Genomic DNA, 14,597 nt, shown 5'->3' on the forward strand with positions numbered 1-14,597 from the left:
CGAAGTCAGCTCAAAACATGTTTTTGAGGTTGCGGATAAAACTGACGAAGTCAGTAACTATATCTACGGCAAGGCGAAGCTGACGCGGTTTGAAGAGATTTTCGAAGAGTATAAAATAACAGTATAGGAGAGGTAGAAAATGGAACGATTAGAAGATTACATTGCTTTTGACTTAGAATTTAATCAGCACGAAGGACAAACACACTTGATTCAAGTATCGGCAGTGCGTTTTAGAGATGGTCAGGAAATCGATGCCTATGATTCCTATGTCCATACTAGTGTGCCTCTAAAGAGTTTTATCAATGGATTGACTGGGATTACAGCCGAAACCTTAAAAGATGCTCCTCCAGTTGAGAAAGTCTTAGAAGAATTCCAAGAGTTTGTGGGTTCTTTGCTGATGATAGGCTACAATGCTGCTAAAAGTGATTTACCTATTTTAGCAGAGCATGGTTTAGACTATAGCCAACAGTACAAGGTGGATTTGTATGATGAAGCTTTTGAACGTCGGAGTTCAGATTTACATGGTATTGCCAATCTCAAATTGCAAACTGTTGCCTCATTTCTTGGATTTCAAGGTCAGTCTCATAATAGTTTAGAGGATGCTCGGATGACGGCGCGTGTTTACGAATCCTTCTTAGAGTCGGATCAAGCTAGGGAATTGTTAGAGACAGAAAGTAGCTTATCAAACAATCCTTTTGGTGGCTTGGACTTGTCTCAATTATTTGACTAGGAGTGCCTATGAAACCTGAAAAACCTAAAAAATTGGGTCTTAAACAGATTTACCTCAATCTTGATAAAATCCTCTTTCTATTTTTCTTGATTTTTATGATAGTGGAGTATTTGTGGGTCCCATTCAATTCATGGTTGGCTAGTTTCTTATTAGATCAGACAGGTTATCTTTTTATTTCCTATAACAATGTCTTAGCCATCCTTACTCATTCTCCATTGATTAGTCTAGCTTTTTTAGCCTTGATTGTCATTAACCTTCTGGTTGCTTATTTTCAAATAGGACTCCTCTTTATTGGTGCTCGTCATCTCCTCTATAATGAAAAGCGAAGGCTAATTGAGTATATCCGCAAGGTTTTCCATGAAAGTTTTGGATTTATGAAAAGGCTAACTTGCGCTAAAGCCTTGTTTATCTTTTTCTATATAGCTATGCTTTTTCCTTTTATACGGAAAATGCTGAAGATTTATTATCTTAATAAAATCGTCATTCCAGAGTTTATCCAAGCTTATTTAGAAGATAAATATTGGATGTGGTGGCTGAGCATCCTACTTCTATCTCTTATCTTTCTCTATGTCTCTGTCAGATTGATGTTTGCCCTTCCGAAGATTGTATATGATCAGCTGACTGTTCGAGAAGCAGTGATGTTTAGCTTGGAGAAAACCAAGAAGAGAGTTACTTTTTATGCTTGGAATTTATTTTACATCTTGCTCAAAGCACATTTATTATTTTATCTTCCTTTGATTCCTTTATTATTGGCTCAAACTTTGGTAGATGATATCACTCAGAGAGAGTCTCTGATTCTTGGTATTTTGAATTTTGTCGTGATTAAAAATCTCTATTATATGGCTCTGACTTATTTTTTGGTTAAATTTGTTTCATTTTTGACAGGAAAGGAGCTGGATATGCTTCCTCGGAGAGAAAAAGATCACATCATGCGATGGGGAGTCATGACTTGTGCCAGTCTTTTCTTTGCCTTAGAAGGTTATATTTATCTGGAGGCTCCCATGGTTCATCTACCTCAGCTTATTTCTCACCGAGGGGTTTCCAATGCAAATGGGATTCAAAATACAGTAGAATCCTTGGAAACTACAGCACAACTCAAACCAGACTTGGTGGAGACGGACGTGCAGGAAACAAAAGATGGGCAGTTTGTCATGATGCATGATGCTAACTTGAAAAATCTAGCAGGTATCAATAAAAGTCCTCAAGACTTAAACTTGGAGGAGCTTAAAGGGATTGATATTTTTGAAAATGGCTACCAGACTAAAATTTCAAGCTTTGAAGATTATCTCAGTCGAGCCAACGAGCTTGGTCAAAAATTACTAATTGAAATTAAAACAAGTAAAAAAGATAGTCCAGACATGATGGACCGTTTTTTAGCCCGTTATGCTGCAAAGCTCAAGATTTATGGACATCAAATCCAGTCTTTAGACTACCATGTTGTCGAAAAAGTAAGACAGTATGATGCCGAACTGCCAGTTTATTTTATCATACCCTACAATTCTGTCTTTCCTAAAACAAGGGCGACAGGATATACTATGGAGTACTCGACCTTGGATGAATATTTTGTAAGCAAACTATGGACAACGGATCAGAAACTTTATGTCTGGACTGTCAATGATTCAGAAGCTATCAATAAATCGCTTCACTTAGGAGTAGATGGAGTGATTACAGATGATTTGGAAAAAGTTCAGTGGGAAATAGAAGTAGCCCAAGAAGATCCAGAATATACGGATTTGCTCTTGAAAAAAGCTCTGGAATTCTTTGAATTTTAGTAATAAAAAAGAGGAACAACTATTCCTTCCGTGATAGGTAAGTATTTTTCAGAGAGCCTGTTTTTTTATTTGCTGAGTCTAGGATAGTTCTTGCTGGCGATAGATAGCAAGACGAACAGCTTCTTTTGAATGTCATATAAATTTAAAATTTCTGAAAATAACGAAAAATATACTAAATTTACAAATAAGGAGCCTCTAAATCCTTTAAAATAAGAAATATATATATATATATATAATCATCGATTTTCTAAAACAAAGTGAGGTTGAAGGAAGGGAACTAAGTTGATATAATGAAGTATTAGTAGACAATGGGCCTTTTTGTCATTTGTTTAAGATGAAAAAAGGTCATGTTTTCCTGTTTTTATTGCGAGTTGATGCCTGCATGAACATGGCTAGAGGAGCAAAGACAGGGTAGAAAGAAAGGAAAAACTATGAAACAGTTTAAAATGAATGAGCGTCAACGCTTTTCTATACGCAAGTTTTCAATTGGAGCAGTCTCAGTCTTGCTAGGGTCTGTCTTTTTTATAGCTAATCCAGCGACAGAAGTCCAGGCGGCGGAAGTAAATACAGAAGTGGTCAGTCAGGATGGAAATGGCAACACTGGGAATCCATCTGTCTTACCGCCATCAGATACAAGCAATCAAAATCTTAACGTAGAACAAGAAGGAGCTAAACCAAACACTCAAGAGACAGAGAAAAAAAGAGCCAGGAACTTCATCTAAAGATAGTGAAGGAAAAGCTAAGTCAACAGTAGAGAATAAAGGTGATGAAAAAGTTGATGGTGTAGTTAAACCTGTATCTGGTGAATTATCTACTGTGTCCGAGGTAGAAAAAGATAAAAAAGAAGTACAACCAGAGTTGGAAGAAAAATCCTCAATTATCAAAGAAGAAGCTAATAGAGAAGATAAGATAGATCAATCTCAAGAAGAAGATGGGGATCAGTTATATGATAAATTGATAGATGCATCTAAAAGATTGAAAGAATCCAATCCTGAGTCGGCAGCAGCTTTTAAAAACTTAGCAGATACTATCAACGAAAAGTTAGGACTTTCAGACGACGGAAAGATTTCTGGAGAACTTGTCGAAAAAGCTCACAAGTTACTAGATGGTAATCAAGTGATGATGTCAAAAAATGATAGTGAGGAAAATTCTGAGGAAAGAGGAGTTCATGTAAGAAAAAGACGGAATATAGCAGGATTAACAATTGGGAGATGGAATGCAGTACGTAAACAAATAGAAGTTTCTAATATACTAGTAGTACCAGGTGGAGATAGAGTATTTGGTAATATTTTGAAAATTAGTGCTAAATCAAATCATGAGAAAATTACTAGCATATCTGTAACTGGTCATGAAAACATGGGGTTAAAGGTCGAATCTTCTGTCAATGGGAGTGAAGCATCTTTGACTTTCGACGGAATTACTCCGCGCAGGGGTCAGTATTTATTGAATGTAACAGTAACTACTTCAAGCGGTAGTCAGACGACACAATTTGGATACTATCTCCCTTTTCAGAAGCCGACTATTAATACACCAAATGATAGTACAGATGCAAGTGTCCCGAGCTTAGCAGGTAAAGCTAATGAAAAACCTAATATTGATGTGACAATTCCTTATGTTCCTAAATTACCTAATGGCGCAAAGATGAAAGTATATTTGGTAACCGGAGGTTCGGATATTTCTAATTATGGAGGGAGTACGGATGGATTAGCTTATCCGGAAGGTTATAATATACTTGCCTCTAAAGATATATCTCCTAATAATGATGGGGATGGTTCTGCACGCCAAATTACTATTACCCAGTCTGATTATAAGTCTGGAGTTAATAAGATAGGAACAGATAAATTTAGAGCACTCACTGTTATCGAAGTAAATAATAACGTAAACGATGGTAATCCACGAGAACGTGGTTCCTGGTTTAGTGATGAAAGAAGAGCGACAGCACCAGTAGCTAAAGAAGCAACACCTGAAAAACCAACAGTTGCCTCTAGCGAAGCGAATGCCAATGTAACGGTAACACCAAGTGCGAATGCAGACCATGTAGAAATTAGCATTGGAAGCGACAAAGTTGTAGCTACGAAATCAGGGTCAAGCTGGAGCCTAACACCAACAAAATCAGGTGTCAGCATTGATGGAGTAAGTGGTGTTGTTACAATTTCCCATAATGCGGCTAGTGCAGGAACTCAAGTAAGTGCGACAGCTAAACATGGTAATAGTGAAGTTAGTGCTTCTTCAACACCAGTCAGCTTGCCATCAAAACGATATTATCCAATTCCCGATTCGTATAACGTAACATCGCAACCATCTACTCCTACTCAGCCAGACCAAGGAGCTACTGAGACTCCAACAGCTCCATCTGAGCCAGCTCCACAACCGTCTCAACCAACTGCTTCGGGTCAACCTGCAAGTCCTGCTCCAGCTCCGACTCAAGCACCTAGAGCGGCAGCAAGTCCTTCAGTTAGCTCAACGAGCACGCAAGCTCCAGCTCAAGAGCAAGTTGACAAGTCTGAACTTCGTGCCTTGACTCAAGAGTTAGACCAACGCTTGAAAGCTTTGGCAACAGTATCTAATCCGAAAATCGATGCAGCCAAGGCGGTCCTCCTAGATGCTCAAAAAGCTCTGGAAGATAGTGCCTTGACAGAGCAAGGTCTACGTACTGCAGTAGAGTCTGTGAAGGCTGCCTTGGACTCTCTCAAAGATGTGAAAGCAAATGCTAGCGACAGCAAGCCTGCACAGGACAAGAAAGATGCCAAACAAGGAACGGAAGATAGTAAGGATTCAGATAAGATGACTGAAACAAACTCAGTTCCAGCAGGAGTGATTGTAGTCGGTCTACTCGCCCTTCTAGGTGTGATTGCCTTCTGGTTGGTTCGCCGTAAGAAAGAGTCAGAAATCCAGCAATTAAGCACGGAATTGACAAAAGTTCTTGGACAGCTAGATGCAGAAAAAGTAGATAAAAAAGTCCTTGCTAAAGCCCAAAACCTTCTCCAAGAAACCCTTGATTTCGTGAAAGAGGAAAATGGCTCAGCAGAGACAGAAGCTAAACTAGTAGAGGAGCTTAAAGTAATCCTTGCCAAACTCAAGTAAAACTTGATTTATGAAATGTCAGATCTAAAAGACATTTTCGTTCACAAAAGCAGCGACGAGTAACCCTTGTCGTTGCTTTTTGGCTATTTTGGGGGATAAGATCCGCCTTGACTAGCAAAAGAAAAGATTGGTCCAGTAGTGCCCGATACGATTTTGCGTAGCAGAAAGCATACAAATGAAATTGAATATAGTAAAATAGGATTAGAAATCTTAAGAAAGTTGGTTCTTTATTGGAAACGATAGTATTTTCAATTTCCGTTTTTTTAGCAGGGGTCTTGTCCTTCTTTTCTCCCTGTATTTTTCCTCTTCTGCCAGTCTATGCTGGGATTTTATTGGATGATCAGGAAAGCGCAAAAAGCTTTTCTTTATTTGGGAGAAAGGTTCTCTGGTCAGGCTTGATTCGAACACTTTGCTTTATCGCAGGTATTTCACTCATTTTCTTTATTCTAGGCTTTGGTGCTGGTTACTTTGGTCATATTCTCTATGCAAATTGGTTTCGATATGTTATGGGAACAATTATTATCATTTTGGGACTTCACCAGATGGAAATTTTTCATTTTAAGAAATTAGAGGTTCAAAAAAGCTTTACTTTTAAGAAATCAGAAGCCAATCGTTATTGGTCAGCCTTTTTACTCGGTATTACCTTTAGCTTTGGTTGGACGCCTTGTATTGGTCCAGTTTTAAGTTCTGTTTTAGCGCTTGCGGCTTCTGGAGGCAATGGAGCTTGGCAAGGTGCTATCTATACTCTTATTTACACTCTGGGGATGGCTCTTCCTTTCTTGGTCTTGGCTCTAGCTTCAGGTCTAGTCATGCCTTATTTTAGTAAAATCAAACGTCATATGATGCTAATGAAGAAAATTGGTGGTTTCCTCATTATTTTAATGGGAATTTTGTTACTATTAGGACAAGTAAATGTTCTAGCTGGAATTTTTGAATAAAGGAGAAAATGATGAAAAAAGTAATGTTTGCTGGCTTAAGTCTCTTGTCATTAGTTGTATTGATAGCCTGTGGTGAGGAAGAAACTAAAAAAACTCAAGCCCCACAACAGCCAAAACAAGAAACGCCTGTACAGCAAATTGCTGTTGGGAAAGATGCTCCAGACTTCACCTTGCAATCCATGGATGGTAAAGAAGTCAAGTTATCTGATTTTAAGGGTAAAAAGGTTTACTTGAAGTTTTGGGCTTCCTGGTGTGGTCCATGTAAGAAAAGTATGCCTGAGTTGATGGAATTAGCTGCAAAACCAGATCGCGATTTTGAAATTCTTACTGTCATTGCACCAGGAATTCAAGGTGAAAAAACTGTTAATCAATTCCCACAATGGTTCCAAGAACAAGGATATAAAGATATCCCAGTTCTTTATGATACTAAAGCAACAACCTTCCAAGCTTATCAAATTCGAAGCATTCCTACAGAATACCTAATTGATAGTCAAGGAAAGATTGGAAAGATTCAATTTGGTGCTATCAGTAATGCGGATGCAGAAGCAGCATTTAAAGAAATGAACTAGAATCGATAAAAATCTGATTACAAGATGTAGTCAGATTTTTTTTTAGAAAAATATTTTATAAATAGTCACAAATTTCCTATATTTATGGTAAAATAGAATCATCATTTTATTTGGAGAAGAAATATGAATATATTTAGAACAAAGAATGTAAGTTTGGATAAAACGGAGATGCACAGGCATTTGAAGTTATGGGATTTGATTTTGCTGGGTATCGGAGCCATGGTAGGGACAGGCATCTTTACAATTACAGGTACTGCAGCTGCCACACTTGCTGGTCCAGCCCTAGTGATTTCAATCGTCATTTCTGCCTTGTGTGTGGGATTATCAGCCCTCTTTTTTGCAGAATTTGCTTCACGAGTACCTGCTACAGGTGGTGCCTACAGTTATCTCTATGCTATTTTAGGAGAATTCCCAGCCTGGTTGGCTGGTTGGTTAACCATGATGGAGTTCATGACAGCCATATCAGGCGTAGCTTCGGGTTGGGCAGCTTATTTTAAAGGCTTGCTCTCTCAATACGGGATAGCCCTTCCTCAGCCTTTAAATGGTACCTTTAATCCTCAAGCAGGGACATTTGTTGATTTATTGCCTATTCTTGTCTTGGTATTGGTGACCTCGCTTGTTTTACTCAATGCTAAAGCAGCCTTACGCTTTAATTCTATTCTAGTTATTTTGAAATTCTCGGCTTTAGCTCTCTTTGTTTTAGTAGGAATTTGGCATATCAAACTTGATAATTGGAGTAATTTTGCTCCTTATGGTTTTGGACAAATCTATGGTGCTAGTACTGGTATTATGGCTGGTGCCTCCTTAATGTTCTTCGGTTTTTTGGGATTTGAATCCATCTCTATGGCTGTAGATGAGGTCAAGATTCCTCAAAAAAATATTCCTAGAGGGATTGTCTTATCGCTTTCTATCGTAACCATTCTCTATGCCTTGGTGACCCTTGTTTTGACTGGTGTGGTTCACTATAGTCATTTAAATGTCAATGATGCCGTTGCCTTTGCCCTTCGTAGCGTTGGGATCAGTTGGGCAGCCAACTATGTGTCATTAGTGGCTATCTTGACCTTGATTACAGTTTGTATCTCGATGACCTATGCCCTATCGCGTATGATTTACAGTTTAGCGCGCGATGGCTTAATGCCTGCCGCCTTTAAAGAACTAACGAAGACTAGCAAGGTACCAAAGAATGCTACTATTTTAACAGGTCTAGCTTCAGCAGTAGCAGCAGGAATCTTCCCGCTAGCTAGTATTGCAGCCTTCTTAAACATTTGTACCTTGGCCTACTTAATCATGCTGGCTTACGGCCTGATTCGCTTACGGAAAGAAAAAGGGATGCCAAAAGCTGGGGAATTTAAAACACCCTTGGTACCCCTGTTACCGATTTTATCAATCATCATTTGTTTATCCTTTATGTTACAGTATAATATGGAAACTTGGATTGCTTTCCTAGTTGCCTTGTTAGTAGGAAGTATTATTTACTTCACTTATGGCTATAAGCATTCTACCATAGAAGAATAAAGTAAAAGTCTGTTGAGTTGTTGAAACTCAGCAGATTTTTATATGTGAAAGAAATTTCAAATTTTTTCTAAAAATATCTTGACAGATTAAGTTTTTAGGAGTAGAATGTTTACTAGTTAATTAAACAGTTAAGGAGTTGTTCATGAAGAAACAAAATTTATTTTTAGTCTTGTTAAGTGTCTTTCTTTTATTGCTAGGAGCCTGTAGTCAAAAGGAAAGTCAGACAGGAAAGGGGATGAAAATTGTGACCAGTTTTTATCCTATCTATGCTATGGTTAAGGAAGTATCTGGTGACTTGAATGATGTTCGGATGATTCAGTCAAGTAGTGGGATTCACTCCTTTGAACCTTCGGCAAATGATATCGCAGCCATCTATGATGCAGATGTCTTTGTTTACCATTCACATACGCTCGAATCTTGGGCAGGAAGTTTAGATCCCAATCTAAAAAAATCCAAAGTGAAGGTTTTAGAGGCTTCAGAGGGAATGACTTTAGACCGCGTCCCAGGGCTAGAAGATGTAGAAGCAGGGGATGGAGTTGATGAAAAAACGCTCTATGACCCTCACACTTGGCTAGATCCTGAAAAAGCTGGCGAAGAAGCTCAGATTATCGCTGATAAGCTTTCGGAGGCGGATAGTGAGCATAAAGAAACTTACCAAAAAAATGCGCAAGCCTTTATCAAAAAAGCTCAAGAATTGACTAAGAAATTCCAGCCTAAATTTGAAAAAGCGACTCAGAAAACATTTGTAACACAACATACAGCCTTTTCTTATTTAGCTAAGCGATTTGGACTCAATCAACTTGGTATTGCAGGTATCTCTCCGGAACAAGAACCAAGTCCAAGACAACTAACAGAAATTCAGGAATTTGTTAAAACCTATAAGGTTAAAACGATTTTTACAGAAAGTAACGCTTCTTCAAAAGTAGCTGAAACTCTTGTCAAATCAACAGGTGTAGGTCTTAAAACTCTGAATCCTTTAGAGGCAGACCCACAAAATGACAAGACCTATTTAGAAAATCTTGAAGAAAATATAAGTGTTCTAGCAGAAGAATTAAAGTGAGGAAAAAATGAAAATCAATAAAAAATATCTAGCAGGTTCAGTGGCAGTTCTTGCCCTAAGTGTTTGTTCCTATGAACTTGGTCGTTACCAAGCTGGTCAGGCTAAGAAAGAGTCTAATCGAGTTGCTTATATAGATGGTAATCAGGCTGGTCAAAAGGCAGAGAACTTAACACCAGATGAAGTCAGTAAGAGAGAGGGAATCAATGCTGAACAAATTGTTATCAAGATTACGGATCAAGGTTATGTGACTTCTCATGGAGACCATTATCATTACTATAATGGCAAGGTTCCTTATGATGCCATCATCAGTGAAGAGCTCCTCATGAAAGATTCGAATTATCAGTTGAAGGATTCAGACATTGTCAATGAAATCAAGGGTGGTTATGTCATTAAGGTAAACGGTAAATACTATGTTTACCTTAAAGATGCGGCCCATGCGGATAATATTCGGACAAAAGAAGAGATTAAACGTCAGAAGCAGGAACATAGTAGTAATCACGGTGGCGGTTCAAACAATCAGGCGGTAGTTGCAGCCAGAGCCCAAGGACGTTATACAACGGATGATGGTTATATCTTTAATGCCTCTGATATCATTGAAGATACAGGCGATGCCTATATTGTTCCTCATGGCAATCACTTCCACTATATTCCTAAGAGTGATTTGTCTGCCAGTGAATTAGCTGCTGCCCAAGCCTTCTTATCTGGAAAAGGCGGTCAATTAAGTACGGTTGAATATCGTTCTAGCAGGGGAGAAACAAGATCTAGTGTGAGAACGAGTCCATCTGAAACTCCTCAAAATCTTACAACAACTCCTGAGAGTCAAAATGAGGATTTAGCTAGTCTCCTTCAAGAATTGTACGCTTTGCCACTTAGCCAACGTCATGTGGAGTCTGATGGATTAGTATTTGACCCAGCACAGATTACAAAACGTACTGCAAATGGTGTGGCAGTACCTCACGGAGATCATTTCCATTTCATTCCTTATTCGCAAATGTCTGCCTTGGAAGAAAAATTGGCTCGAAATCTACCAATTGGAGGTCAGCCAGTTCAAAAGCATTCTGATAATACGAAACCAAGCAGTCCTGCGAAACCAAGTTCAGCCATTAAAGCAAACTTTAATCTCAATACGCAGGCACCGAATAGAGCAACTGGAGGAGCCTATACAACGGATGATGGGTATGTCTTTAGTCCAACAGATGTGATTGAAGATACAGGTGACGCTTTTGTTGTACCGCATGGAAATCATTTTCACTATATTCCTAAGAGTGATTTGTCTGCAGGAGAATTGGCTGCAGCCCAAGCCTATTGGAATGGGAAGCAGGGGTCTCGTCCTTCTTCAAGTTCTAGTCATAATGCAAATCCAGCTCAACCAAGCTTGTCAGAGAACCACAATTTGACTGTCACTCCAACTTATCATCAAAATCAAGGGGAAGACATTCCAAGCCTTTTACGTGAATTGTATGCTAAACCCTTATCAGAACGCCATGTAGAATCGGATGGACTAGTATTTGACCCGGCACAAATAACAAATCGTACAGCTAATGGTGTTGCTGTACCGCACGGAGACCATTATCACTTTATCCCTTATTCACAAATGTCACCTTTGGAAGAAAAATTGGCTCGTATGATAGCTATTAAGGGACAAAATGGTGCAGTCTTGCCGGGAATGAATTATTTGAAACCAGCACCAAAACCGCAAGCTCAACCATCAACTGAGAAAAAACAAACTGATTTTACAGTAGAACAGGTTGTTAGAAAAGTTGGGGAAGGATATGTTGTGGAAATTGCTGGTGTCAGTCACTATGTTTTTGCTAAAGACTTGGCTAAGGATAAGATTGATGCTATTGAAAATCTCTTGTCTAAGAAAACTCAAGAGACACATGCTCTAGTTGCTAAAAAAGAAAATGTCGCTTCTCGTGACCAAGAATTTTATGATAAAGCCTACAATCTGTTAACCCAGGCTCATAAAGCCTTGTCTGAAAATAAAGGTCGCGTTTCTGATTTCCAAACTTTAGACAAATTAGCAGAGCGCTTGAATGATGAATCTTCTAATAAAGTAAAATTGGTAGATGATTTATTGGCATTCCTAGCACCAATTACCCATCCAGAGCGACTTGGCAAACCAAATGCTCAAATTGCCTATACAGACGATGAAATTAAATTAGCGAAATTAGCAGGTAAATATACAACAGAGGATGGCTATATCTTTGATGAGCATGATATTGAAAGTGATGAAGGAAATGCCTACGTCACTCCACACTTGAACCATAGCCACTGGATTAAAAAAGACAGCTTATCTGAAGCTGAAAGAGCAGCAGCTCAGGCTTATGCTAAAGAAAAAGGCTTACAAGCTCCAAATTCTACTGAAGCAACAGAAGCAAAACCAGAGGCAACAGGGACAGAAGCTATCTATAACCGCGTAAAAGCTGAGAAAAAGGTACCATTAGAAAAAATACCGAATCATTTACAGTATACTGTAGCTGTACAAAATGGTCACTTTATAATTCCTCACTTTGATCACTATCATAACCTTAAGTTTGCATGGTTTGATGAAGGACTTTACTCAGCTCCTGAAGGCTATACCTTAGAAGATTTATTTGCGACAGTGAAATACTACGTTGAACATCCTGACCAACGTCCTCATTCAGATAATGGTTGGGGTAATGCTAGCGACCATGTTCGTAAAAATAAGGCAGACCAAAACGGTAAACCTGATGAAGATAAGGAACATGATGAAGTAAGTGAGCCAACTCATTCTGAATCTGATGAAAAAGAGAATCACGCTGGTTTAAATCCTTCAGCAGATAATCTTTATAGACCAAGCACTGATGCGGAAGAGACAGAGGAAGAAGCTGAAGATACTACAGATGAGGATGAAGTTCCACAAGTAGAGCGTTCTGTTATTGACGTTAAGATAGCAGAGGCGGAGACCTTGCTAGAAAAAGTAACAGATTCTCGTACTCGCCAAAATGCTATGGAGACATTGTCTGGTCTAAACAGCAGTCTTCTTTTCGGAACGAAAGACAGTAACACTATTTCAGCAGAATTAGATAGGCTCTTGGCTTTGTTAAAAGAGAGTCAACCGACTCCTATATAGTAGTAAAAAGAATGAAGCATATTTTATGGAGAAGTAACCTTTCGTGTTGCTTCTCTTTTTTAGAAGAAAGTAACAGAAACTTGACAGAAGTATAATAGATTGAATCTAGAATAGTACACCTTGACTTCTAAAATATTGTTAGAAATTGATTTGACTGTCCTGATCAATTTGTCCTATTCTTATTTCATTTCTCTATAATTTTAAATAGTAAACTATTTACTGGTTAATTAAATGGTTAAATAAGCGGTTTAGAAAAATTGTTTAACCGAGAAAAAAGAAGTTAAGAAAAAGTTTCATCATTTATTGAAATGAGGGATTTATGAAATTCAGTAAAAAATATATAGCAGCTGGATCAGCTGTTATCGTATCCTTGAGTCTATGTGCCTATGGACAAAACCAGCATCGTTCGCAGGAAAATAAGGACAATAATCGTGTCTCTTATGTGGATGGCAGCCAGTCAAGTCAGAAAAGTGAAAACTTGACACCAGACCAGGTTAGCCAGAAAGAAGGAATTCAGGCTGAGCAAATTGTAATCAAAATTACAGGTCAGGGCTATGTAACGTCACACGGTGACCACTATCATTACTATAATGGGAAAGTTCCTTATGATGACCTCTTTAGTGAAGAACTCTTGATGAAGGATCCAAACTACCAACTTAAAGACGCTGATATTGTCAATGAAGTCAAGGGTGGTTGTATCATCAAGGTCGATGGAAAATATTATGTCTACCTGAAAGATGTAGCTCATGCTGATAATGTTCGAACCAAAGATGAAATCAATCGTCAAAAACAAGAACATGTCAAAGATAATGAGAAGGTTAACTCTAATGTTGCTGTATCAAGGTCTCAGGGACGATATACGACAAATGATGGCTATGTCTTTAATCCAGCTGATATTATCGAAGATACGGGTAATGCTTATATCGTTCTTCATGGAGGTCACTATCACTACATTCCCAAAAGCGATTTATCTGCTAGTGAATTAGCAGCAGCTAAAGCACATCTGGCTGGAAAAAATATGAACCGAGTCAGTTAAGCTATTCTTCAACAGCTAGTGACAATAACACGCAATCTGTAGCAAAAGGATCAACTAGCAAGCCAGCAAATAAATCTGAAAATCTCCAGAGTCTTTTGAAGGAACTCTATGATTCACCTAGCGCCCAACGTTACAGTGAATCAGATGGCTTGGTCTTTGACCCTGCTAAGATTATCAGTCTTACACCAAATGGAGTTGCGATTCCGCATGGCGACCATTACCACTTTATTCCTTACAGCAAGCTTTCTGCCTTAGAAGAAAAGATTGCCAGAATGGTGTCTATCAGTGGAACTGGTTCTACAGTTTCTACAAATGAAGTAGTGTCTAGTCTAGGCAGTCTTTCAAGCAATCCTTCTTCTTTAACGACAAGTAAGGAGCTCTCTTCAGTATCTGATGGTTATATTTTTAATCCAAAAGATATCATTGAAGAAACGGCTATAGCTTATATTGTAAGACATGGTGATCATTTCCATTACATTCCAAAATCAAATCAAATTGGGCAACCGACTCTTCCAAACAATAGTCTAGCAACACCTTCTCCATCTCTTCCAATCAATCCAGGAACTTCACATGAGAAACATGAAGAAGATGGATACGGATTTGATGCTAATCGTATTATCGCTGAAGATGAATCAGGTTTTGTCATGAGTCATGGAGACCACAATCACTACATCAAGGTTCAAACTAAGGGCTATGAAGTAGCCTTGAAAAACAAAATTCCAGCCCTGAAATCCAACTATCAGCCTGGGGCCTTTGATGAGAAAACAGTTTTAGCAAAAGTAGATCAACTTCTTGC

General features: G+C 38.5%; 9 protein-coding genes and 2 pseudogenes. All 11 read left to right on the forward strand.

What is annotated here, in order from left to right; translation table 11 throughout:
• Positions 1-139: 139 nt before the first annotated feature.
• Positions 140-730: a 3'-5' exonuclease gene (locus HT693_RS05975; protein WP_119948080.1), complete on the forward strand. Its 591-nt coding sequence runs from the start codon at positions 140-142 to the stop codon at positions 728-730.
• Positions 731-738: 8 nt separating this feature from the next.
• Positions 739-2,502 (forward strand): glycerophosphodiester phosphodiesterase, encoded by a 1,764-nt coding sequence (locus HT693_RS05980; RefSeq protein ID WP_172925012.1) that lies wholly within the window; start codon positions 739-741, stop codon positions 2,500-2,502.
• A 431-nt stretch (positions 2,503-2,933) separates the two neighbouring features.
• The gene (locus HT693_RS05985; protein ID WP_007284790.1) at positions 2,934-3,224 is read left to right on the forward strand and encodes a YSIRK-type signal peptide-containing protein; all 291 of its coding nucleotides are present in this window, start codon (positions 2,934-2,936) and stop codon (positions 3,222-3,224) included.
• A gap of 1,720 nt (positions 3,225-4,944) precedes the next feature.
• A pseudogene (locus HT693_RS05990) lies at positions 4,945-5,142 on the forward strand (hypothetical protein); the annotation flags it as partial.
• A gap of 27 nt (positions 5,143-5,169) precedes the next feature.
• A complete protein-coding gene (locus tag HT693_RS05995) occupies positions 5,170-5,586 on the forward strand; it encodes a transmembrane domain-containing protein (RefSeq protein WP_025170644.1) in 417 nt (138 codons plus the stop codon).
• A gap of 230 nt (positions 5,587-5,816) precedes the next feature.
• The gene (gene ccdA2, locus HT693_RS06000) at positions 5,817-6,524 is read left to right on the forward strand and encodes a thiol-disulfide oxidoreductase-associated membrane protein CcdA2 (protein WP_014017248.1); all 708 of its coding nucleotides are present in this window, start codon (positions 5,817-5,819) and stop codon (positions 6,522-6,524) included.
• An 11-nt stretch (positions 6,525-6,535) separates the two neighbouring features.
• Positions 6,536-7,093, forward strand: a complete 558-nt coding sequence (sdbB, locus tag HT693_RS06005) for a thiol-disulfide oxidoreductase-associated lipoprotein SdbB (protein WP_000757366.1) — start codon at positions 6,536-6,538, stop codon at positions 7,091-7,093.
• Positions 7,094-7,216: 123 nt separating this feature from the next.
• The gene (locus tag HT693_RS06010) at positions 7,217-8,608 is read left to right on the forward strand and encodes an amino acid permease (RefSeq protein WP_172925014.1); all 1,392 of its coding nucleotides are present in this window, start codon (positions 7,217-7,219) and stop codon (positions 8,606-8,608) included.
• A gap of 142 nt (positions 8,609-8,750) precedes the next feature.
• Positions 8,751-9,668 carry a zinc-binding lipoprotein AdcAII gene (adcAII, locus tag HT693_RS06015; RefSeq protein ID WP_000744536.1) on the forward strand — a complete coding sequence of 306 codons (918 nt, stop codon included), beginning with the start codon at positions 8,751-8,753 and terminating at the stop codon, positions 9,666-9,668.
• A gap of 7 nt (positions 9,669-9,675) precedes the next feature.
• Positions 9,676-12,765, forward strand: coding sequence for a pneumococcal-type histidine triad protein (locus tag HT693_RS06020; RefSeq protein WP_000700358.1), 3,090 nt, complete (start codon positions 9,676-9,678; stop codon positions 12,763-12,765).
• 319 nt (positions 12,766-13,084) lie between these two features.
• A pseudogene (locus HT693_RS12005) lies at positions 13,085-14,472 on the forward strand (pneumococcal-type histidine triad protein); the annotation flags it as partial.
• Positions 14,473-14,597: the final 125 nt, after the last annotated feature.

It is taken from the genome of Streptococcus sp. 2154, from assembly GCF_013277255.1.
GTDB lineage: Bacteria > Bacillota > Bacilli > Lactobacillales > Streptococcaceae > Streptococcus > Streptococcus pseudopneumoniae.

Excerpts from the sequence above, each read along its gene's own strand:
- HT693_RS05975 (WP_119948080.1), top strand. The coding sequence starts at position 140 with ATGGAACGATTAGAAGATTACATTGCTTTTGACTTAGAATTTAATCAG.
- HT693_RS05980 (WP_172925012.1), top strand. The coding sequence starts at position 739 with ATGAAACCTGAAAAACCTAAAAAATTGGGTCTTAAACAGATTTACCTC.
- HT693_RS05985 (WP_007284790.1), top strand. The coding sequence starts at position 2,934 with ATGAAACAGTTTAAAATGAATGAGCGTCAACGCTTTTCTATACGCAAG.
- sdbB (WP_000757366.1), top strand. The coding sequence starts at position 6,536 with ATGAAAAAAGTAATGTTTGCTGGCTTAAGTCTCTTGTCATTAGTTGTA.
- HT693_RS06010 (WP_172925014.1), top strand. The coding sequence starts at position 7,217 with ATGAATATATTTAGAACAAAGAATGTAAGTTTGGATAAAACGGAGATG.
- adcAII (WP_000744536.1), top strand. The coding sequence starts at position 8,751 with ATGAAGAAACAAAATTTATTTTTAGTCTTGTTAAGTGTCTTTCTTTTA.
- HT693_RS06020 (WP_000700358.1), top strand. The coding sequence starts at position 9,676 with ATGAAAATCAATAAAAAATATCTAGCAGGTTCAGTGGCAGTTCTTGCC.